At 36.7% G+C, this 21,874-nt stretch carries 18 protein-coding genes; 10 read left to right on the forward strand and 8 right to left on the reverse strand.

Going from position 1 to position 21,874, the window contains the following annotated elements:
• Nucleotides 1–44: 44 nt before the first annotated feature.
• The 8 genes from glgB (at nt 45) to apaG (ending at nt 11,194) form a co-directional block, all read left to right on the forward strand.
• A complete protein-coding gene (gene glgB / locus OL225_RS07095; RefSeq protein WP_264517779.1) occupies nt 45–1,991 on the forward strand; it encodes a 1,4-alpha-glucan branching protein GlgB in 1,947 nt (648 codons plus the stop codon).
• Nucleotides 1,992–1,994: 3 nt separating this feature from the next.
• Nucleotides 1,995–3,401 carry a glycogen synthase gene (locus OL225_RS07100; RefSeq protein WP_047374354.1) on the forward strand — a complete coding sequence of 469 codons (1,407 nt, stop codon included), beginning with the start codon at nt 1,995–1,997 and terminating at the stop codon, nt 3,399–3,401.
• A gap of 34 nt (nt 3,402–3,435) precedes the next feature.
• Nucleotides 3,436–3,939, forward strand: a complete 504-nt coding sequence (locus tag OL225_RS07105) for a hypothetical protein (protein WP_264517780.1) — start codon at nt 3,436–3,438, stop codon at nt 3,937–3,939.
• Between the two features lie 15 nt (nt 3,940–3,954).
• Complete coding sequence (locus tag OL225_RS07110; RefSeq protein ID WP_255815559.1) at nt 3,955–5,223, forward strand: glucose-1-phosphate adenylyltransferase; 1,269 nt, start codon at nt 3,955–3,957, stop codon at nt 5,221–5,223.
• A gap of 225 nt (nt 5,224–5,448) precedes the next feature.
• Nucleotides 5,449–6,489 carry an SRPBCC domain-containing protein gene (locus tag OL225_RS07115; protein ID WP_264517781.1) on the forward strand — a complete coding sequence of 347 codons (1,041 nt, stop codon included), beginning with the start codon at nt 5,449–5,451 and terminating at the stop codon, nt 6,487–6,489.
• Between the two features lie 125 nt (nt 6,490–6,614).
• On the forward strand, nt 6,615–9,431 hold the full coding sequence (locus OL225_RS07120; protein ID WP_047374360.1) for a 2-oxoglutarate dehydrogenase E1 component: 2,817 nt from the start codon (nt 6,615–6,617) through the stop codon (nt 9,429–9,431).
• Between the two features lie 39 nt (nt 9,432–9,470).
• Nucleotides 9,471–10,724, forward strand: a complete 1,254-nt coding sequence (gene odhB, locus OL225_RS07125; protein ID WP_264517782.1) for a 2-oxoglutarate dehydrogenase complex dihydrolipoyllysine-residue succinyltransferase — start codon at nt 9,471–9,473, stop codon at nt 10,722–10,724.
• 80 nt (nt 10,725–10,804) lie between these two features.
• Complete coding sequence (gene apaG, locus OL225_RS07130; RefSeq protein WP_047374364.1) at nt 10,805–11,194, forward strand: Co2+/Mg2+ efflux protein ApaG; 390 nt, start codon at nt 10,805–10,807, stop codon at nt 11,192–11,194.
• A gap of 37 nt (nt 11,195–11,231) precedes the next feature.
• Here apaG and OL225_RS07135 read toward each other — a convergent pair whose 3' ends face one another.
• From OL225_RS07135 to OL225_RS07145, 3 genes are all read right to left on the reverse strand, one after another.
• The gene (locus OL225_RS07135) at nt 11,232–11,786 is read right to left on the reverse strand and encodes a 3'-5' exonuclease (protein ID WP_047374365.1); all 555 of its coding nucleotides are present in this window, start codon (nt 11,784–11,786) and stop codon (nt 11,232–11,234) included.
• Nucleotides 11,787–11,991: 205 nt separating this feature from the next.
• Entirely contained in the window at nt 11,992–12,969 is a 978-nt protein-coding gene (locus tag OL225_RS07140; protein ID WP_264517783.1) for a glycosyltransferase family 2 protein, read from the reverse strand.
• A 6-nt stretch (nt 12,970–12,975) separates the two neighbouring features.
• A complete protein-coding gene (locus OL225_RS07145) occupies nt 12,976–13,857 on the reverse strand; it encodes a lysophospholipid acyltransferase family protein (protein WP_047374369.1) in 882 nt (293 codons plus the stop codon).
• An 80-nt stretch (nt 13,858–13,937) separates the two neighbouring features.
• Between OL225_RS07145 and OL225_RS07150 the strand changes: the two genes are divergently transcribed.
• Complete coding sequence (locus tag OL225_RS07150; RefSeq protein WP_264517784.1) at nt 13,938–14,504, forward strand: thioredoxin family protein; 567 nt, start codon at nt 13,938–13,940, stop codon at nt 14,502–14,504.
• Nucleotides 14,505–14,554: 50 nt separating this feature from the next.
• On the opposite strand, the gene OL225_RS22050 is transcribed toward OL225_RS07150, so the two are convergent.
• The 5 genes from OL225_RS22050 to OL225_RS07170 form a co-directional block, all read right to left on the reverse strand.
• A complete protein-coding gene (locus tag OL225_RS22050) occupies nt 14,555–14,749 on the reverse strand; it encodes a bacteriocin-like protein (RefSeq protein WP_413541845.1) in 195 nt (64 codons plus the stop codon).
• A gap of 73 nt (nt 14,750–14,822) precedes the next feature.
• Nucleotides 14,823–16,184, reverse strand: a complete 1,362-nt coding sequence (locus OL225_RS07155) for an aldehyde dehydrogenase (protein WP_264517785.1) — start codon at nt 16,182–16,184, stop codon at nt 14,823–14,825.
• 224 nt (nt 16,185–16,408) lie between these two features.
• Nucleotides 16,409–17,971 (reverse strand): MFS transporter, encoded by a 1,563-nt coding sequence (locus OL225_RS07160; RefSeq protein WP_264517786.1) that lies wholly within the window; start codon nt 17,969–17,971, stop codon nt 16,409–16,411.
• Nucleotides 17,972–18,275: 304 nt separating this feature from the next.
• Nucleotides 18,276–19,322 (reverse strand): HlyD family secretion protein, encoded by a 1,047-nt coding sequence (locus tag OL225_RS07165; protein WP_264517787.1) that lies wholly within the window; start codon nt 19,320–19,322, stop codon nt 18,276–18,278.
• A gap of 5 nt (nt 19,323–19,327) precedes the next feature.
• Nucleotides 19,328–20,662: a TolC family protein gene (locus OL225_RS07170; protein WP_264517788.1), complete on the reverse strand. Its 1,335-nt coding sequence runs from the start codon at nt 20,660–20,662 to the stop codon at nt 19,328–19,330.
• A 136-nt stretch (nt 20,663–20,798) separates the two neighbouring features.
• On the opposite strand from OL225_RS07170, the gene OL225_RS07175 reads away from it, so the two are divergent.
• Nucleotides 20,799–21,602, forward strand: coding sequence for a helix-turn-helix domain-containing protein (locus OL225_RS07175; protein WP_047375684.1), 804 nt, complete (start codon nt 20,799–20,801; stop codon nt 21,600–21,602).
• The last annotated feature ends 272 nt before the right edge of the window (nt 21,603–21,874 follow it).

Below are 21,874 nucleotides of genomic sequence, written 5' to 3' on the forward strand. Positions count from 1 at the left end.
ATTTTTCGTAGTTTCAGGGAAATTATAAATACAAACCGATCTTGATGAATTCTGTTAAAACCTACACGCTTTTCACCGATCATGATGTGTATCTTTTCAAAGAAGGTAGGCATTATAAGCTGTATGGTAAATTTGGAGCGCATTCTGCAGAAAAAGATGGCGTGAAGGGCGTGTACTTTTCAGTGTGGGCTCCTAATGCAAAGAAAGTTTCCGTGATCGGAAATTTTAATAACTGGAATCATAAAGATCATATTTTGTTTCCAAGATGGGATGGATCAGGAATTTGGGAAGGATTTATTGAAGGATTAACCTGGGGAACATTATACAAATATGCCATTGAAACACCAAGAGGTGAGATCCTGGAAAAAAGTGATCCTTACGCTGTAAGCTGGGAACAGAATATTCAGGCAGCTTCCTTGGTTTCTACCACCTGGTATGAATGGAATGATCAGGAATGGATGGATAACCGCTGGGAAAGGAACAGGCTTGAAGCTCCTATATCAGTGTACGAGCTGCACCTTGGTTCCTGGGTGAGGGAAGGTGATAATCCGGGCCAGTTTTTAAATTATCGGGATATTGCAGAAAAGCTGGTTCCCTATATCAGTGAAATGGGTTTTACGCACGTAGAATTTATGCCTGTGATGGAATATCCGTATGATCCCAGCTGGGGATACCAGATTACCGGTTTTTATGCAGCTACTTCACGTTTCGGCTCACCGCAGGATCTGATGTTTCTCATTGATGAACTTCATAAAAATAATATAGGCGTTATCCTGGATTGGGTTCCGTCTCATTTTCCGGGAGATGCTAATGGTCTTCACCGCTTTGATGGATCATATCTCTATGAACATGAAGATCCGAGAAAAGGGTTTCATCCCGATTGGAAGTCTCATATTTTCAATTACGGAAGAAATGAAGTCAAATCTTTTCTGATTTCAAATGCTATGTTCTGGCTGGACCGCTACCATGCTGACGGATTGCGTGTGGATGCAGTAACTTCAATGCTTCATCTGGATTATTCTAGAAATGAAGGAGAATGGGAACCGAATATCTATGGAACCAATGTAAATCTGGAAGCAAAAACCTTTCTGCAGGAATTTAATACTGCAGTTTATAAGGAATTCGGAAATAATATCATGACCATAGCAGAGGAAAGTTCAGATTTCCCTATGCTTACAAAACCTGTGCATGACGGAGGTGTAGGCTTTGGAATGAAATGGATGATGGGCTGGATGCATGATACTTTGGATTACTTCAAAGAAGATTTTGATAATCGTAAATTCCATCATCATAAGCTGACGTTTGCTTCTATGTATATGTATAATGAAAATTATATGATGCCTTTGTCGCACGATGAAGTCGTACACGGAAAAGCAAGTCTGATCTATAAAATGAAAGGTGATGAATGGCAGAAATTTGCCAATCTGCGTACCTTATATGTATACATGTATACCCATCCCGGGGCCAAACTGCTTTTCATGGGGGATGAATTCGGGCAGACGAGTGAATGGAACTTTACCCGAAGTCTCGACTGGCATTTGCTGAAATATCCTGTTCATAAAGGAATGCAGGAAATTGTTAAAGAACTGAATCACCTGTATACATCAGAATCTGTCTTTTATGAAAATCAGTTTGATAAACATGGTTTTGAGTGGGTAGAAGCCGATGACCTGGAAAACTCTGTGTATGTATACCTGAGAAAAGGAAAACGAAAAGATGATGTTGCTATGGTAGCTTTAAATCTGGCTCCAAAAGTACTGGATTATAAAATCGGGATTCCTTCAGGAACTCATTGGGAGGTTATTTTAAATTCCGATGATGAAAAATACAGCGGAAGTGGTGTAGAACCTGAAATCCTGGAAGAAAAGGATGAAGAATGGAGAGGATATCCGAAATCAATGACTGTGAAATTACCGCCATTGGCAGGAATTATTTTAAGACAGAAGAAAGATAAAAAGTATAAATTACACAGAATTAAACACAAGAGATAAAGAATGGTTGTTTATCATTTAAGTACAGAATGTTATCCTGTAGCAAAAGTAGGCGGTCTTGCGGATGTAGTGGGAGCGCTGCCAAAATATCAGAATAAAATTAAAGGAATAGAAGCTAAGGTAGTAATGCCATGGTATAATAAGCCCTTTATATATGATCATGAATTTGATCTGGTTTTTGATGGATTTATTCATCAGGGAACCAATATGCTGCAGGTTCAGGTGTTGAAAGAAAAGACAGATGTTTTGGGATTTGAACTCTATATGGTGAGAATTCCCGGATTATTAGACAGAGACAATCCTTATGGTTATCAGGATGAAAGTTTCCAGTTTATGGCTTTCCAGCATGGGGTATTACACTGGCTGTGTGCCATGGAAATCCGCCCTGATGTTTTACACTGTCATGATTATCATACGGGTCTGGTTCCTTTTATGGTAGAAAACTGTTCAGAATTCCGATTCTTAAAAGGAGTGAAAACAATAGGAACCATCCACAACGGAGAATATCAGGGAATGATGAGCTGGGGTATGGCCAACTATATGCCGTCTTTTGATTCTTATAAATGGGGACTGATGGATTGGAATGGATTCATAAATCCTCTGGCCAGTATGATTAAATGTGCCGATGCCTTTACCACCGTTTCCGAAGGGTATCTGGAAGAACTTTTTATAAGCTTTCGCGGTTTGGAAAGTCTCGTTCGCCAGGAATTTGGAAAAGCATATGGAATCATCAACGGTATTGATGCTGAAGTCTGGAACCCTGAAACCGATCCGATGCTGGATTTTAATTTTAACAGTAAAAATGCAGTAGCTCAGAAGAAGAAAAATAAAGAACAACTGTGTAAAGAATATGGTTTGAAGCCGGAACTGCCTTTATTTGCCTTTATTGGGAGATTTGCCACGGAAAAAGGAGCAGATCTTTTACCGGATGTAGTATGGAAAAGTATTAAACAGAGTTACGGAGCTTTAAATATAATGATTCTGGGTTCCGGAAATACCTATATTGAGAATAAGCTAAAGGAATACGATTACACTTATACCAACTTTGCTCTGGATCTGGGATATAAAGAACATCTTTCCCATAAAATCTATGCATCGGCAGATTTCCTTCTGATGCCTTCAAGGGTAGAGCCTTGCGGATTGAATCAGATGTATTCCATGAGATATGGCACTGTTCCAGTGGTAAGGTATACGGGAGGCCTCAGGGATACCGTAGAAGATATTTCAACCGGAGGAGCAGGACTGAACTTTACTTATCCGGGTGTAGATGATGTTGTACATGCGATGAACAGGGCAATGGCAATTTATAATCAAAAGGGAGTGATGGAAGATCTTATCCATGCCAACATGAATTTTGACTTTGCATGGGAGAAATCTGCGGAAAAATACATAGCTTTATATAATAGCTGATACAATGAAGATTTTCGGATTTCTTTCTTTAATAATGATACTGTTTTCTTTTAAAGAAGACAGAGGAAGTTATCACGGAGGCTATTATTGGATCTATGGGTATGGTCTTCCCGCAATGGAACGATATGAAGCTATGGATGGTATTTCTGAAAAATGGAAAATCAAACATTATTCTGTTGGTGGCTGTCTGGTAGAACCTGATGAGATGAAGAAAATAGACGCTATTAATAAAAGAACATATGCCGCAATAGAAAGAAAATATGGAAAAGGATGGAGAGAAGCATATCGTAAGGATGTTGATGGTTTTGTAATGAAGAGAGCTGATGTTATGGATGTTCTTATTACCAATCAGTTCTTCAGAAATGAGCTTAAAAAATATAATATTGAAATCTATAATCTGGATAAAGAGGTTTTAGAATTAAATGATAAAGAAGATTTTCAGGTGGTAGTTTATAATAATGAACTCCAATATGAAAATAAAGAATGCTTTAAAGTAGCAGTAAACACTAAGAACAGAACAGTAAACTTAATAAAATAAAAACGCAAGATATTTATGAATCGAAATGTAATCTCCATAGTTTTAGGAGGAGGCAGGGGAACAAGATTATTCCCGTTAACGTATTCCAGATCGAAACCGGCTGTACCTATCGCGGGAAAATACAGATTGGTAGATATTCCTATTTCAAACTGCCTGAATTCAGGATTAAATAAGATTCTGGTCTTAACGCAGTTTAATTCTGCTTCCCTCAATTCACACATTAAGAATTCTTATCACTTTGATATCTTCAGTAAAGGCTTCGTCGATATTCTGGCAGCTGAGCAGAATGTGGAAAACGAAAGCTGGTATCAGGGAACTGCAGATGCCGTAAGACAATCGATGAAACATCTTGAAAAGTATGATTATGACTATATCCTGATTCTTTCAGGAGATCAGCTGTATCAGATGGATTTCAGAGAAATGCTAGATTTTCACATTGAAAATGGAGGTGATCTTACCATCGCTACCATCCCAGTGAATGCAAAAGATGCCACAGGTTTTGGGATCTTAAAATCGGATGATGAAGGAAATATCACATCTTTCTATGAAAAGCCGGATTATGAGATGCTGGATGGCCTGAAATCTGAGGTTTCAGCAGAAAATAAGCATACAGGAAAAGAATTCCTGGCTTCCATGGGGATCTACATCTTCACCAAGACCATCCTTAAAAAGATGTTTGACGAAGGTGCTGGTGATGATTTCGGAAAAGATATTATTCCAAGTTCTATTGGAAAATATAAGACATTAAGCTATCAGTATGAAGGTTACTGGACAGATATCGGAACTATAGAATCTTTCTACGAAGCCAATCTGGATCTTTGTCTGGATCTCCCTCAGTTTAATCTTTTCTCTTCTTCACCCATTTATACCAGAGCAAGGATGCTTCCACCGTCAAAAATCAATGGTTCTTATGTAAGTAAAGCGGTGTTTGGCGACGGATGTATCATTATGGCTGATAAAATTGAAAATTCAGTAATCGGAAACAGAACAAGAATAGATAAAGGAAGTACCATTGTAAATTCATATGTAATGGGAGCCGATTTTTATCAGAATACCACAGAAATTGTACTGAATGACAGAGCTGGCCGTCCTAATATGGGCATCGGGAAATACTGTTATATAGAAAAAGCAATCCTTGATAAAAACTGTTACATTGGTGACAATGTGAAAATCATCGGAGGAAAACATATTCCGGATGGCGATTATGGAACCTATTCCGTACAGGATGGAATTGTTGTAGTGAAGAAAGGTGCTGTAATTGCCCCGGGAACACACGTCGGATAGTAGAAGGGAATAAAGCCGAAAAATATCCAGATTTTATCATATAGAATTTAGGCTTATTTGGCAAGGTTGAGTATTTTCAATCAGAAGTCTATTAGCAATTTCTGTCAAATAGTAACCTCCAGCTTCCCTCATCCATCTTCCAGCCACTAGGTTAATTATTGTTAAACACACAATCAGGGTGATCAGTATATTGTTCACTCTTTTTATTTGTATTATTTTTGTGCAATGCGTATTTTTAAAATATTAACATTTATTATTGTTTTGTTGGGGGGAGCTTATGCTGCTTCCATGTACTATTTTGTAGACGAAAGCAAAAATTTCACTATTGAAAAAGAGATTGATTATCCGGTAGATAAAGTTTTTACCCAGTTTAATAATCTGCAGAATTTTACGAGATGGAATAACTTCTTTACCAGTTCACAATCTATTGATATTGATTATTATACGCCTTACGAAGGACAGGGAAGTGCCATCAGCTATGTAGATCCTAAAAATAATACAGATGGAGAAATGTTCATTAGGTATGAGAATCTTAATAAAACTCTGAAATATCAGCTTTTTGAGGATGAAAATGAAAATCCAACGCTGGTTGACGTCAAATTTAAGCCTGTTTCTGCAGAAAAAACAAAAATCATCTGGTACGTACATACACCCAAACTGCCTGTCTGGAAAAGAGTAGAGAACTTCTGGACTGAAGATCGTTTTGCTGAGAATATCAACAAAAGCATGACCAATCTTAAAAACTCTTTAGGAAATAAAGTAGAAAAAGATAATCAGATGGCCGCGATCAAATATGACAGTCTTATGGTAGAGAATGAAGAAGAAAAGCTGCTTCTTGGGATCAATGTAAGTACTTCAAATAAAAAAGACGCTCTGTACAAAAATATTGTGATGAATTATAATAAAGTTTATAATTTCGTGACGATGGATATGGGGAAAAGAGATGATGAATTTGGATATCCCATCCTGATCACTGATGCAGACAATTATAAAGATAAAGAAGTTTCATATTTTCTCGGAATTCCGCTTTCTAAGAGAATTGGAGTATCTGACAATAATTTCAATTTTAGATCCGTAAATCCGTCTCAAAATTATGTTATGTACTACAAAGGGAGCTATGAGGGACGAATTCGGGCAATTCAGCAGCTGATTCAGAAAGCCAAAAAAGACGAGATGCGCTTCGGAGATATCCGCCAGACCTTTATTGAACGTCCGATGGAAGGGGAGGAGGTAAACGTTAAGCTCTCATTATCAGTGTATAAGTGATTTTTTTTTAATTTATTTTTTCTTAAGTTTTTTTAACGGTTTCAGACTGTTCTAACTCGGTTTTTTTTATTAAATTTGAAGATTAATTCTACAAATAAATTTTAATAAATAGATAAACTGTAATAATGGACAGATTTTCATTCCTAAACGCAGCTCATTCTCAGTTAATTGAGGATTTATACCAACAGTACTTAAAATTCCCGGACTCCCTAGAACCATCATGGAAAGCCTTCTTTCAAGGCTTCGATTTTGCTTTGGAGAACTACGGAGATGACGATAACACTCAGTTTATTCAGGCTTCAGCCAACGCTGCTCCGGCAGTACAACAACAGATTTCTCAGGCAGTATCAAACGGAGAGGTTCCTGAGCACATCAAAAAAGAATTTAAAGTAGTAAACCTTATTGAGGCTTACAGAACAAGAGGGCACCTTTTTACAAAAACTAACCCGGTTAGAGAAAGAAGACACTATACACCTACTTTAGACATCGAGAACTTCGGTCTTTCTAAAGAAGATTTAAATACAAAATTCAACTGCGCTGTTGAAACAGGAATGAAAGAGCCTGCTACTTTGGCAGATCTTATCAAGCACCTTGAAAACATCTACTGTGATTCTATCGGAGTAGAGTACATGCACATCAACAACGTTGAAGAAAAAGATTTTATTAAAAGATGGCTTCAGGTAAATGAAAACCACCCAAGCCTTTCTGCAAACGAAAAAACAGAAATCTTATTAAAATTAAACCAGGCGGTTGCCTTTGAAAACTATCTTCACACAAAATTTGTAGGACAAAAAAGATTCTCATTAGAAGGTGGTGAAACATTAATCCCTGCTTTAGATCAGCTGATCTCAAGATCTTCTCAGTTAGGAGTAGATGAAGTGGTATTAGGAATGGCTCACAGAGGTAGACTCAACGTACTGACTAATATCTTCGGAAAATCTTACAAGCAGATCTTCTCAGAATTTGAAGGGAAAGAATTTGAAGAAGATGTATTCTCTGGTGACGTTAAATATCACTTAGGATCATCTAAAAAAATCAAAACCGCTTCAGGAGAAGAAGTATGTATCAATTTGACTCCAAACCCGTCTCACCTTGAAACGGTGGCTGCTCTGGTAGAAGGTATCTGCCGTGCAAAAGTAGACGACAAATATAAAGATTACTCTAAAGTATTGCCAATCATCATCCACGGTGACGGAGCAATTGCCGGACAAGGTATTGCTTACGAAGTTGCTCAGATGATGACTTTGGAAGGATACAGAACAGGTGGTACAGTTCATATTGTTGTAAATAACCAGGTTTCATTTACAACCAACTATATGGATGCAAGATCTTCAACATACTGTACAGACATCGCAAAAGTTACAGAATCTCCTGTAATGCACGTGAATGCTGACGATGCTGAAGCTGTTGTTCATGCTATTCACTTTGCTGCTGATTTCAGAGCAAAATTCGGAAAAGATGTTTATATAGACCTTTTAGGATATAGAAAATACGGTCACAACGAAGGTGATGAACCAAGATTCACTCAGCCTAATCTATATAAGACTATTTCAAAACACCCGAATCCAAGAGAAATTTATAAAGATAAATTGCTTAAAGACAGTATTACTTCAAATGATGTAATTGCTAAGATGGAAACGGAATTCAAAGCCCTTTTAGATAAAGATTTTGATGCTTCAAAAGAAATTGAGAAGAACGTAATGGATCTGTTTATGGCTGAAGACTGGACAAACTATCCAATTGGAAAAAGAGGTGCAGTTCAGTTACCGGTTGATACAAAATACGATGCAGCAAAACTGAAAGAATTAGCGCTTAAAATGTCAACGCTTCCTGTTGATAAAAAATTCATCAATAAAATTACAAGACTTTTCGAAAACCGTATCAAGGCTATTGAAGGAAACTCATTAGACTGGGCGTTAGGAGAGTGGTTAGCTTATGCAACACTACTTGTAGAAGGTCACAACGTAAGAATTTCCGGAGAAGATGTGGAAAGAGGTACTTTCTCTCACAGACACGCGGTAGTAAAAACAGAAGATACAGAAGAAGAATATATCCCGTTAAGACACGTATCAGAAAGCAGATTTGATGTGTTCAACTCTCACCTTTCAGAATACGGAGTTCTAGGTTTCGATTACGGATATGCAATGGCTTCTCCCAATACATTAACGATCTGGGAAGCTCAGTTCGGAGATTTCGTAAATGGTGCTCAGATTATTGTTGACCAGTATCTTGCTGCAGCAGAAGAGAAATGGAAAATCCAGAACGGAATGGTGATGCTATTACCTCACGGTTCAGAAGGACAGGGAGCAGAACACTCTTCGGCAAGATTGGAGAGATTCCTTACCCTTTGTGCTAACGAAAACATGGTGGTTGCTAATATTACTTCACCTGCCAACTATTTCCACTTATTGAGAAGACAGTTGAAATGGGGATTCAGAAAACCATTGATTGTAATGAGCCCTAAATCTTTACTGAGACATCCTAAAGTGGTTTCTCCGATTGAAGACTTTGCAAACGGTGCATTCCAGCCTATCTTAGACGATCCAACTGCTGATCCTAAAAAAGTAGAAAAGCTGGTTCTTTGTTCAGGTAAACTGTACTTTGAATTATTAGCAAAGAAAGAAGAACTGAACTGTGAAAATATTGCATTAGTAAGATTTGAGCAGCTATATCCACTTCAGACAGATGCTATTGAAGCGATCTTCAACAAATACGAAAACAAAAAACAATTGGTTTGGGCTCAGGAAGAGCCTGAAAACATGGGTGCTTGGTCTTATATCCTGAGAAACTTCAGAGATACAGGAATCCAGGTGGTTGCTCCGGTACCAAGCGGTGCTCCGGCTCCAGGTAGCCACAAAATGTTTGAGAAAAACCAGAATGCAGTGATCAACAGAGTTTTTGATAGAGATGATGCTCCTGCAAAAAGACCAGTTACAGCTTAATTTAAATAATATCCAATTAAAAAATAAAAAATACTCGATATGTCAGTTTTAGAAATGAAAGTTCCTTCACCGGGCGAATCAATTACAGAAGTTGAAATTGCAACTTGGCTTGTAAAAGATGGTGATTATGTAGAAAAAGATCAACCTATCGCCGAAGTGGATTCAGATAAAGCAACTCTTGAATTGCCGGCAGAACAAAGTGGTATTATCACTTTAAAGGCAGAAGAAGGTGATGTAGTACAGGTAGGTCAGGTAGTTTGTTTAATTGATATGGATGCTAAAAGACCAGAAGGTGCTGCACCTGCTGCTGAAGCTCCAAAACAGGAAGAAGCCCCGAAAGCTGCTGAACCTGTAAAACAAGAAGCTCCAAAACCTGCAGCTCCGGTAGCGGCTCCACAAACATATGCAACAGGAGCTCCATCTCCGGCGGCTAAAAAAATCCTTGATGAAAAAGGAATGGATGCTGCTCAGGTTTCAGGAACAGGAAGAGATGGAAGAATCACTAAAACTGATGCTGAATTAGCGGCTGTTCCTGCATTAGGAGGAAGCCCAATGACAGCTACAGGTACAAGAACTACCACTACGACTAAACTTTCAGTTTTAAGAAGAAAAATCGCACAAAGACTGGTTTCTGTGAAGAACGAAACAGCTATGTTGACGACTTTCAACGAAGTGGATATGTCTGAAATTTTCAGATTAAGAAAACAATATAAAGAAGAATTTGCTCAGAAACACGGAGTTGGACTTGGTTTCATGTCTTTCTTTACTAAAGCAGTTACAAGAGCATTACAAATGTACCCGGATGTAAATGCATCTATTGACGGTGACTTCAAAATCAACTACGATTTCTGCGATATTTCAATTGCAGTTTCAGGTCCTAAAGGATTAATGGTTCCTGTATTGAGAAATGCAGAAAACATGTCTTTCAGCGGAGTTGAAGCAAACATTAAAGATCTTGCTACCAAAGTAAGAGACGGTAAAATTACTGTTGATGAAATGACTGGTGGTACATTCACTATTACAAACGGTGGTACTTTCGGATCTATGATGTCTACACCAATTATTAACCCTCCACAATCTGCAATCTTAGGAATGCACAACATTATCCAGAGACCAGTTGCTGTTGACGGACAGGTAGTAATCAGACCAATGATGTATGTAGCAATGTCTTATGACCACAGAATTATCGATGGAAAAGAGTCTGTAGGATTCCTTGTAGCGGTAAAAGAAGGTATCGACAATCCTGTTGAAATACTAATGGGAGGTGATGAAAGAAAAGGCCTTGGATTATAGTTTTAATGAAATTATAATGTAAATATATTATCTCGCCTTAAAAAAGGCGAGATTTTTGTATTTATTAAGAAAATGCTACAATGATGTTTTCAAAAATGACTTCCAATATCAAAGTTTCAGTTATACCTGAATATGATAGTAAAAACAGTTATCCATCCGAAAACCGTTACGTTTTTAAATACAATATCACGATAGAAAATGACGGAAGCTTTCCTATCAAAGTATTGAAAAGAAAATGGTTGATTTTTGATGTAGGATTTGGATACACAGAGATTATAGGTGATGGCGTTATCGGCCTGACTCCTGAAATAGGAACGAGTGAGAATTTCGCTTATTTCTCCAATGTAATGCTTCGTTCCGGAGTAGGCAATATGAGCGGAAAATACCTTGTTAAAAACCTGGAGACACAGGAGACATTTGAGATTGATATTCCAAAATTCAATCTCCTGTCCGAAGTGTTGAGTAATTAATGATTAATAGATAGCAGATTAAGAACCCGGGTTCTTATTAAAGCTTTTTTATTTTCGCCTTCATATAATCGTTTACTTCATCATTGCTGGTGAGAAACAGTTTCTCAAAAGCCAGCAGCGAGATCTTTGCACACACTTCAGCATCTGCACCTGCTCTGTGGTGGGTGAAATCAATTTTATGATACTCAGCCAAAGGTTTCAAACCATATTTTGGAAGGTAGTTCCATGATTTCTTGGCAAGCTGTATGCTGCACAAATAATTGAGCTGGGGAGTGAACATTCCATAATGCTCCAAACATCCCCTTAAAACAGAAGCATCAAATCCTGCATTATGAGCAATCATAAGGCTGCCGTACATCATATCCTGGGCTTCATACCACACTTCATCAAAGGTAGGTGCATCTTTCACATCTTCAGGATGAATTCCATGCACTGCAATATTGAATCTGCTGAAATAAGGAAAACTCGGAGGTTTGATCAGCCAGGTTTTAGTCTCTACAATCTTAGAATCCTGTACCACACATATCCCCATCTCACAAGCTGAACTTTTCTCGTGAGTGGCCGTTTCAAAATCTATTGCACAGAAATCCATTGTTTTAAATTATAAGTTGTTGATAGTTGTTGGTTGTTTTTTTGTTGCTGGTTTTAGAGTTTAATGTTCAAAGTTTAATGTTCAAGGTTTTGGGTTCAAAGTGTAAGGTTTGTTGAAATTATAAATTTTATTCTATTGATCATTAAGTCCTATTAAATAATGGAAGTTATAATTTTCCCTAATCCCTAGAACCTATCATCTCCTGCTACCTTCCTCCCAAAAAATGTTTAAAAATAAGCCATTTCGATTGATAGAACTCATTCTTTTGGTTTTTCTGACGAAGTTTCCATGTTCCCGCAAGCTGTCCATAAAACCCAAAATGAGCTCTTACAACAGCCCACAGATGTGGAAAACCATGCTTTAATCCAAAATAAATTCCGGCAACCCCATCAAGGCATAATCTGAAAAAAATCAGCCAGATCAACTGAGGAAAGGGTAGGTTTTTAAGCATCATAGAAAGATTATTCCTGATGTTCAGAAAAGTCTTTTGTGCACTCTGTTTGTTGAGCGTTCCGCCGCCTACATGGTAAACTTTGGATTTTCCGGTATAATAAATCTTTTTTCCTGAATTAATGAGTCTCCAGCAAAGGTCAATTTCTTCCTGATGGGCAAAAAACCTGGCGTCAAAGCCATTCTGCTCCCAGAAATCTTTTGAACGGATGAAAAAGCAGCATCCTGATGCCCAGAAGATCTCTGTTTCATCATTATACTGTCCTTTATCCTCTTCCAGATCATCAAAAATCCTGCCTCTGCAATAAGGATATCCAAGGTTGTCTATTAATCCGCCGGCAGCTCCTGCAAACTCAAAATAGCTTCTATTGTGATAAGATAAGATTTTAGGCTGTACTGCTGAAATGGAAGGATTCTTTTCTAATAGTTCTAAAGCTGGTTCTATCCAGTTTTCTGTAACTTCCACATCAGAATTGAGAAGGCAGTAATATTCATTCGGGATGGCTTTCAACCCTTCATTATAACCTCCTGCAAACCCATAGTTTTTATCGTTTTTAATAACATTTACTGTGGGAAAATTCTTTTGTAGAAATTCAACGGAATCATCCGTAGAAAGATTGTCAATAACAAAAATATCCGCATTTTGAGAAAATTGTACTACATCCGGAAGAAACTTTTCAAGCCAATTTCTGCCGTTCCAGTTTAAGATGGCAACCGCCAGTTTTTTTTGCATGTCAATCTATTTTTCAGAATCAAAATTTTTGATAGAGTCCTGATATTTCCATTTTCTGTGTGACCAAAGGTAGTTGTCCGGATTCTTATGCAGTGTATTTTCCAATAATTTATGAAACTTTCTTACCACTTCATTTTCAGTAAACTTTTCACCATCAGGATATATTCTATGATAATTTACCTGATAATAACCTCTTTTCACCTTTTTCATTTCACAATAGATGAAAACAAGATCCATTCTTGTGGCAAGTCTGTCATAGCCTATGAAAGCAGGAGTACGCTGATTCAAAAACTCTAACCCATAAGTGACATGAGCGTGGTGAGGCGTTTGGTCAGCTACAAACATATAAGCAGAATCTCCGTTATTTTTAGATCTGAAGATATTCAGGATTACTTCATTGGCTTCCAATGCTTCATTTCCGAATTTGTTTCGGACCTTTTTCATCTGGTTTTCCCAAAAATCATTATTTACTTTTCTGTATACAGGGTGGCAGTGAGCTTGGGGAACAATCTTTGCCAATGCATTGATCCATTCCCAATTGAAAACATGTCCTGCCAGCAGGATGATATTTTTACCTTCCTTTTTAGCATCATGAAACAGTTCCTGATTGATATGCTGCATTCTCACTCTGGCTTCTGTCTCAGAAATGCTGAAAGATTTTATAGTTTCTACCAGATAATCTGAGAAATTAAGGTAGAATTTTTTTCGGATCTCTTTAATTTCTTCTTCCGATTTATCAGGGAAAGATTTTTTCAGATTTTGGGTAATTACCTCTTTTCTGTATCCTACCAGATAATAATTCAGGAAAAAGATGACGTCCGAAAAAATATATAATATTTTAAGCGGAAGCTTAGAGACGAAGTATAATATTTTGATTAAGAAATTCATAAAACACGCAAATTTAGTGATAATAAAATTATGGTTCTATTTTTGCAGGGGGATATATATTATTTTTTTATTTTTATGTTATGAAAAAATTGACAATATTAGCTTTCCTGGGATTAAGTGCAATTGCTTTTGCCCAGGATGTAAAAAATACACCAGATAATGGAAAGCAAAAAACCGCTCTTATAGTTCCTACTGAGCAGAAAGAGTTAGAAGCAAAGAAAAAAGCTGCTGAAGAAAAAGCGAAGCTGCCAAAGCCTTATGATCCAAAAGCGGATGCTCAGGCTGATATTAATAAATTGGTAGCTCAGGCTAAGAAAGAAGGTAAGAATATTATGATCCAGGCTGGTGGAAACTGGTGTATCTGGTGTCTTCGTTTTAACAATTTTGTACAAACTACTCCTGAACTAAAGGAAATTGTAGACAAGAATTATCTGTATTATCACCTGAATTATTCTCCGGATAATAAGAATGAAAAGGTTTTTGCCCAATATATCAATATTAAGGAACAACAATTTTATCCTTTTTTTATCATTTTAGATAAGGATGGTAAAAAGCTTCATGTTCAGCAAAGTGAAGTTCTAGAAGATGGAAAAGGATACAGTAAAGAAAGAGTAAAAGAATTTCTGGAAAAAGGAAAAATCCTTTAAAAAGAAAAACCTTTCTATTTTTAGAAAGGTTTTTCTTTTTAATTATTGTGCTAATTAGCACAATTTTCTACACGTATTGCACCTCTTCCATTAGCATCATAACAAGCTGCTCCACCTGAATACTGAATGCAAGAAGAACAAGAACTTATGTATACCATGCTTCCATCTGAGCAAGATGATGCACATGATAATCCACCTGTTAGTTTACTCAATTTTTCTCTAGATAATTTTTTAAAATTTTTCATAATGTTTCTTATTTATAATTTGATATGAATAAAAATACATTATTATTTTTATAATTCGTTATTTTGGGAATTATTACAGTAATTTTTTAATCCAGTTTAATTTTTTATCAGAATATGGCGGGTATTTAATATCAGGTTCACCCCATGTGGTTTTTTCAAGAATAGCTTTTTGATGTGAAAAGGCTTCAAAACCATATTTCCCATGATAATTTCCTATACCTGAACTTCCCACCCCTCCAAAAGGCAGATTATCATTGCTTAAATGCATTACTGTATCATTGATGCAGCCTCCACCAAAAGAAAGTTTGCGTGTAAAGATTTCTTTTTCTTCAGAGTTGTTGGTAAAAAGATAGGCCGCCAATGGTTTGTCAAGTTCTAAAACAGAGTTAAGAACTGCATTGTAACTTTGAAAACTGATCACTGGCAGGAGAGGTCCAAAAATTTCTTCCTGCATGATTTTGTCATTCCAGTCTATATCATTCAGTATAGTAGGCTCTATGTGTAGTTTTTCTTCATTACAATATCCTCCGGAATAGATTTTTTCTTTATCAATAAGGGATATAAGACGCTGGAAGTTCCTTTGGTTAATAATTCTTGTGTATTGCTCAGAACCCGGTTCATATTTAAATTCTTTGATATATTTTCTGAGCATTTCAAGAAACTGTTCCTGAATGGTTTCTTCTACCAGCAAATAATCGGGAGCTACACAGGTTTGTCCGGCATTAAGAAACTTTCCCCAGACAATTCTTTTAGCGGCCATTTCGAGATTAGCATTTTTAGTGACAATAGCCGGGGATTTTCCTCCCAGCTCAAGGGTTACAGGAGTAAGATGTTCTGCTGCAGCTTTGTAAACAATCTTTCCAACTTTAGTGCTTCCTGTAAAAAATATTTTGTCAAACTTTAATGTTAAAAGAGCCGTGGTTTCATCAATACCCCCTTCGTACACATACAGATATTCAGGTGGAAAATTTTTATTGATGATGGTTGCCATTGCTTTCATTGTATTTTCAGCAATTTCGCTGGGCTTAAGAATACAACAGTTGCCGGCAGCCATTGCAGCAATAATAGGAGAAAGAGATAACTGATAAGGATAGTTCCAGGCTCCAATCACAAGAATACAACCCAATGGATCAGCGTAGACTCTGCTGCTTCCCAATTGGTTGACAAGATTGGTGCTTACTTTTTTAGGTTTTGAAAGAGATTTTAAATTCTTGATATAATAGTCAATATCATTCAGAATGAAAGATAGTTCTGTTGTGAATGTATCAAATTTAGATTTTCCGAAGTCCTTATTAATAGCTTCATACAGCATATTTTCATTAGAAATAATAAGACTTTTAAGCTTTTCGAGATACATTTTCCGAAAAGCAAGACTTTTGGTTTGCTGTGTTTTAAAAAAATCCCTTTGGTTCAGTAAAATTCTTTCAATTTCCATTCGTAAGCTTTTGTATTAAACGTGATGGCCTGTGCAATATTGCGATCAGAAAACACGAACAATAAACCGGCCAAAGTGGATGAAGATGGAAGTCTCCTGATTGTTTGAAGGTAACTGGTTATTTAAAAAAAATTATTAAGTGTTTTACATATTAATCTGAGCGTCTTTAATTATTATATACGTCTTCCAGAACTTCATTCTTTCCAACCTCCAGCTTCCTTTTTTTACATAATATTTCTCACAGCTATTTTTACCGGATGATAAAGTAATAAACAGATGGCAGTCATTAACGCCAGCCAGAATAATCCCGTGAAAATTTCCATATTGGAAAGGAGAATAGACTGAGCCGTTATTTTAGCTTTAAAAGCTCCTGCTGTCATGGATAAAGAATCATTAACTGACAGTTTCGAGATATTAGCACCGAAAAGCTGATTCCACTGGCTGTAAAAAACAGGATTGGTTTCTGTAAGATTGGTACTGAGTGTATCGGAATGTTTTAATGTTAAAAATAGCATCAGATTCTGCATTAAAGCATATCCGATAGCGGTTGTCCAGAAACGGGTTGTAGTCCCCAACGCAGTAGCATTGGATACATATTCTTCCGGAGTCCCTGAAATTAAAAAGAAAACAAGCGGCGTAAATAATAATCCCTGAGCGACTCCCTGCAGGAATAATGGTGGACAGATCGTAGAAAGGGTAGTGTCAGGATAAAAAGTATAGGTAAACCATGCACAATCTATGGCCAGTAATAGAAATCCTGTAAAGAAAACAATTCTTGAGGAAATTCCCCGAACCAGGCAGATTCCCGATAATAATATCCCCAAAAGAGTTCCCGCCACATTCCAGTATTGAATGTTCACAATATAATCCCAGGGCCATTTCCATACTGTTGCCATGATGCTGTATACGTTATTCAATCCGGAGCGGATCAGGTAAAAAATGAAAAACAGAATCATTCCCGCGATCACATTTTTTGAACTGAAAACTTCGAAATGAAACAATGGTCTCTTAGAATTTCTTTGTTTAAGCATAAATAATCCTCCCGAAAGCAGGAATATAAATAAACATATGATAATCGTGTCAGACTCGAGCCACATCAGTCTTTTACCATAAATAATAGCATAACCGCCAGCCTGCAGGCATACCCAAAGCAAAAACCAGCTGGTAATATCCAATTGATACAAAGGTTTTTTAGGAAAGAATCTGTTTCTGTTCAATAAAGCAATACCAATAATCAGTACAAACACATGAAAATAGACCATCATCAGGATCATATGCTGAAAATCGTAATCTTCAATACTGGATTTTAAAAGGGAAGTGGTAATTGTTCCCCCGGTCAGCATAATGGTGTACATGAAGAGATAAGCTAGAACTTTAGCATGTTTAGTTTTTAATTCAGCAATAATCAACGGCAGGAAAATAGCTCCTTCCAGCAGCCCGAAAATTCCTTCTAAAAACCGGATTACCAAGATAACATGATAATCATTGGTAACTGATAAAACATAAAGAATAATCACAGAAATGGAAGCCATCAGCAGTACATAATATTTGACGCTGAAATACGCCATAAATCTTTGTAAAACTAAAAGGGTAACCACAAATGTCCCATACATCAAAATCATTAAATACTGGATGTCATCTGAATCTACATCCATAAAAGAAGATGTGAAGGCGCTGTTTGAATGTAAAAGCGACAACAACATCAGGTGGGGAAACAATGCCAATATAAGAAGAGGCAGTTTCAGCCATTGTGGTACCCATTTATGATAAACTGTATTGTGTTGCATAATTTTTTAAGCATTAAGCTCAGGAAGAGACGGCAAATGAACAAATCTGTCATTGAACCGGATTAAAAAAATGCGAAAAGACAAAGGTGTAAACAAGTAAAAGGTAAAATGGCAAATATGCTTAAGAAAAAATTTGCAGATTTGCTATTTTGCAGTTTGTCTTTTCGCTAAAAAATAATGTATTGTAAAACCTGAAATATGTTGATCAGAAGGTAATTTTGCACTCTAAAACTCTAAAACTCTAAAACTCTAAAACTCTAAAACTCTAAAACTCTAAAACTCTAAAACCCTCCCACACTCAAACTCATATCTTCTTCGCACTTACCAGAACATTCATTCCGGAAAGTAGTTTTTCGTTGTCTTTATTATTGTCAAGAATAATTTTCACAGGAAATCTCTGTTCAATTTTCACAAAGTTTCCGGTTGCATTATCCGGTTTTACTAATGAAAACTGAGATCCTGAAGCTGGAGAAACGGAAAGTATTTTTCCTTTAAATTCAACATCGGGATAAGCATCTGCAGTAATGATTACTTCCTGGTTCTGATCAATCTGTCCAAGCTGTGTTTCTTTATAATTGGCAATGATCCATTTCTCATTGCTGACCATTTGTACCAGAGCCTGACCTTCTTTAATCAGCTGCCCTTCCTGAATCGTTTTTTTTCCCACCCATCCGTCATAAGGAGCGGTAATCACTGTGTAAGAAAGATAGAGTTTAGCATTGTTAAGACTTGCTGAACTCTGCTGAATCTGGCTTTTTACAGGAGCCACTTTAGTCTGCTGCTCACTGGCTCCAGCTCTTACTGCATTTTTCTGCTGTTCCAATGCTAAAAGATTAGCTTTTGACTGTTCATAAGAAGCTTTCACATTCTCAAATTCCTGTTCTGTAGCCGCATCTTCTGTCAAAAGGTTTTTATATCTTTTATAATCTTGTTCTGTTCTCCAGATATCAATTTTTGCGGAAGCAATTTTAGCATCAATGATCTTGGTATCACTTTCTTTGGTACTGACACCGCTTTCAATTGTGCTTATGGTTGCAGTGTTTGCGTGAAGGTTAGCTTCAGCCATGTGTACCTGATTCACAAACTCCCTGTTGTCGATGACGATTAATGTATCTCCTTTGTGTACAAACTGATTTTCGTTAAATTTTATAGTTTTAATGAACCCTGAAACTTTGCTGGATACAGGCGTGATATATTGTTCAATCTGTGCATCATTCGTCGTTACATTTTTTCTTGAAAAAAGATAAAAGCTTACCATTCCTGTGATTCCGCTGATGATCAGGATCCAGGCCAGTAAAGTAATGGACTTGTTGATTCTTTTTTCCTTTTGTGTCAGTTGTTTCTGTGCCATAGTTTTTATAAGTTTCCAATCGTATATTGGAGTTGGTAATATTTAAGTTGTCTGTTGATTTTTACGGAAATAAGATTAGATTCAGCTTCCAGATAAGTATTATCGGCGTCGATCAGTTCAGTGATAAGGCTTAACTTATTGGCATATTTTGTTCTTACAATACGATAGTTTTCCTTAGCTTGATTAATTGCTTCTTCAGCAATTTTTACCTTCTGGTCTGTCTCTTCAAACTTTTTATAAGCTTCATATACATTATGTCTTACATTTTCCTCGTTTTCTTCTATCTGAAGTTTGGCCAGGTCAATATTTTCCCGTGCTTCCTGCATTCTGTATTTGTTCTTGTACAGATTTTCGATAGGATAGGTAAGATTTACCCCCACCATTCCCAGACGGTATGCATACGGTTCGGGAGGAAAGAACATCATGTTCGGATATTTTAAAAAATATTCTCCACCAGCTGTAATTTTGGGTAAATAATTAGCTTTGGTAATTTTTTGATCCAGTTCTTTCAGAGAAAGATTTTTATGGGTGATTTCAACAGACTCATTTTTGTTTAAAGCTATTTCTGTCAGTTCATCAACATAAGGAATGGCTGCATTCTCCGAAATAAGATCTTCTGTATTCACATGCATTTCCTGATTTTCCGGAAGCGAAAGAATAGTCTTCAGTTTGTGTTCAGCAATCTGAATATCGTTATCCAGTTCCGTCCAGCTCATTTTGTGATTGGAAAGCTGCAGTGAGGTTCTTAAGACTTCATTTACCGTTACAACACCATTAGCTTTCAAAGATTTTACCTGTTTGATGTTTATGGAATCTTCTTTCATTTTATCATTAATAAGACTCTGCTGCTCTTTTAAATGATGGATCTGAAGAAATGCTGTAATGATTGCCATTTTAAGCTGTCTCTCATCCAGATGGGTTTTTAAGGCTGAAATCTCAGTATCAATAGCCGCTTTCTTTTCCGTATTTTTTATTTTACCACCCATATATACCGGAATGGAAGCAGATAATGTAAAATCATACATTCCATTGATAGCATCATATTCTGTTGCTTTGTTAAATACGCCGTTCTGATGCTGATATAAATTGGTTACCTGAGTATAGCTGGTATGAAATTCAATGTCCGGAAGCTTTTCCATTTTAAGATCTTTCTCTTTGGTAGCGGACATTTCCTGTTTGAGATGACTTATCTGTATGTTTTTATTATTTTTCAGCCCAATCTCTACAGCTTGCTGTAAGCCGAGATGCTGATAATCTACCATCTGTGAATGTAAAAAGTTGCTTAATAATAAGCACAACGCAATGCACAGATACCGGCATGCGTTAAATATGATATTCATAAATTAATTAAAGGATTTTTGCTAAAATGATTTTGATGCAGCAAAGTTACGACGACAAGTGTCGGACCCGATTTGTGAAAACAGAAAAAGATTTGCTCATTTACGCCAATTTGAAAATTCTTCTTATCTTTATTTCATGAATGACAGCCATTTTAAAGCAGTAGAAGAGGATGATGCAGAGTTTTACATCTACCATGTCCTCACAGGTAATGTAACAACAGAGATTCATTACCACAGTTCTGCACAATTAGTATACGCAGAAGGAGGTATTGTACATGTTTTTACAGATCAAAAGCATTGGTATCTTCCTGCAAGATGCTTTATGTGGATTCCTGCCGGGACGCCTCATTATATTTTTTCTACCAGTCCGAAAGTTGATTTATATAATTTTTATTTTAAAAAAGAAGAAAATGAAAATGGCTTTTTTGATGAAATTAATATTTATTCCGTCAATAATTTACTTCGGGAGATGATTTTGTATACTAAAGAATGGGATGGGAAAATCACAAAAAATGATACTTCTAAATACTTTTTTCTCAAAGCCCTTAAAGGTGTTTTACAGGAAAAAAAGCACAAGCATCTGGCATTTCCAATACAGCATCCATTTCCAAAAGATGAAACATTACTGAAGATTGCAAGGTATATTCATGCTAACCTTGAAAAGCCCCTTACCATCGAATCTACGGCAAAAGAATTCGGAATGAGTACAAGAACCCTTTCGAGGAAATTTAAAGAGATCCTGGGCATGAATTATGTCCGTTTTCTAAGGGCTTTGAGAATTACCCGTTCTCTTGAACTGATGCTGGAAGGAAAGTATAATATGTATGAAATTGCGATGATGGTAGGGTACAACAGTCTGTCATCTTTCAGCAATATTTTCAAAAAAGTAATTGGTATTGCTCCTACGGAATATCAGCATAAATTGAGAGGAGATAAGTAGTGAGTGGGAGTGTTTGAGAGTTTGAGGGTTTGAGATTCGGGTTACGGGGTACGTGTTATGTGGTAACGGGTTTTATAGTGTGGGATAGGTTTTCTTGCATTCTTACGTGTAAGGTTGTTAAAAAGCTAATATAATGAGTAATAGTTGTTAAGATTTCCTACATTCCCCTTCCCTGCAGGGGTGGATTTTTGCAAAGCAAAAAGACGGGGTAGTCTCTGCGCGTTGTCTTTCCCCAATTATACAAAAAAACCACCTCAAATAAATGAGATGGT

It is taken from the genome of Chryseobacterium viscerum (assembly GCF_025949665.1).
Classification (GTDB): domain Bacteria; phylum Bacteroidota; class Bacteroidia; order Flavobacteriales; family Weeksellaceae; genus Chryseobacterium; species Chryseobacterium viscerum_A.

Coding starts and splice junctions, on each gene's coding strand:
- glgB (WP_264517779.1), top strand. CDS start 45: ATGAATTCTGTTAAAACCTACACGCTTTTCACCGATCATGATGTGTAT.
- OL225_RS07100 (WP_047374354.1), top strand. CDS start 1,995: ATGGTTGTTTATCATTTAAGTACAGAATGTTATCCTGTAGCAAAAGTA.
- OL225_RS07105 (WP_264517780.1), top strand. CDS start 3,436: ATGATACTGTTTTCTTTTAAAGAAGACAGAGGAAGTTATCACGGAGGC.
- OL225_RS07110 (WP_255815559.1), top strand. CDS start 3,955: ATGAATCGAAATGTAATCTCCATAGTTTTAGGAGGAGGCAGGGGAACA.
- OL225_RS07115 (WP_264517781.1), top strand. CDS start 5,449: ATGCGTATTTTTAAAATATTAACATTTATTATTGTTTTGTTGGGGGGA.
- OL225_RS07120 (WP_047374360.1), top strand. CDS start 6,615: ATGGACAGATTTTCATTCCTAAACGCAGCTCATTCTCAGTTAATTGAG.
- odhB (WP_264517782.1), top strand. CDS start 9,471: ATGTCAGTTTTAGAAATGAAAGTTCCTTCACCGGGCGAATCAATTACA.
- apaG (WP_047374364.1), top strand. CDS start 10,805: ATGATGTTTTCAAAAATGACTTCCAATATCAAAGTTTCAGTTATACCT.
- OL225_RS07135 (WP_047374365.1), bottom strand. CDS start 11,786: ATGGATTTCTGTGCAATAGATTTTGAAACGGCCACTCACGAGAAAAGT.
- OL225_RS07140 (WP_264517783.1), bottom strand. CDS start 12,969: ATGCAAAAAAAACTGGCGGTTGCCATCTTAAACTGGAACGGCAGAAAT.
- OL225_RS07145 (WP_047374369.1), bottom strand. CDS start 13,857: ATGAATTTCTTAATCAAAATATTATACTTCGTCTCTAAGCTTCCGCTT.
- OL225_RS07150 (WP_264517784.1), top strand. CDS start 13,938: ATGAAAAAATTGACAATATTAGCTTTCCTGGGATTAAGTGCAATTGCT.
- OL225_RS22050 (WP_413541845.1), bottom strand. CDS start 14,749: ATGAAAAATTTTAAAAAATTATCTAGAGAAAAATTGAGTAAACTAACA.
- OL225_RS07155 (WP_264517785.1), bottom strand. CDS start 16,184: ATGGAAATTGAAAGAATTTTACTGAACCAAAGGGATTTTTTTAAAACA.
- OL225_RS07160 (WP_264517786.1), bottom strand. CDS start 17,971: ATGCAACACAATACAGTTTATCATAAATGGGTACCACAATGGCTGAAA.
- OL225_RS07165 (WP_264517787.1), bottom strand. CDS start 19,322: ATGGCACAGAAACAACTGACACAAAAGGAAAAAAGAATCAACAAGTCC.
- OL225_RS07170 (WP_264517788.1), bottom strand. CDS start 20,662: ATGAATATCATATTTAACGCATGCCGGTATCTGTGCATTGCGTTGTGC.
- OL225_RS07175 (WP_047375684.1), top strand. CDS start 20,799: ATGAATGACAGCCATTTTAAAGCAGTAGAAGAGGATGATGCAGAGTTT.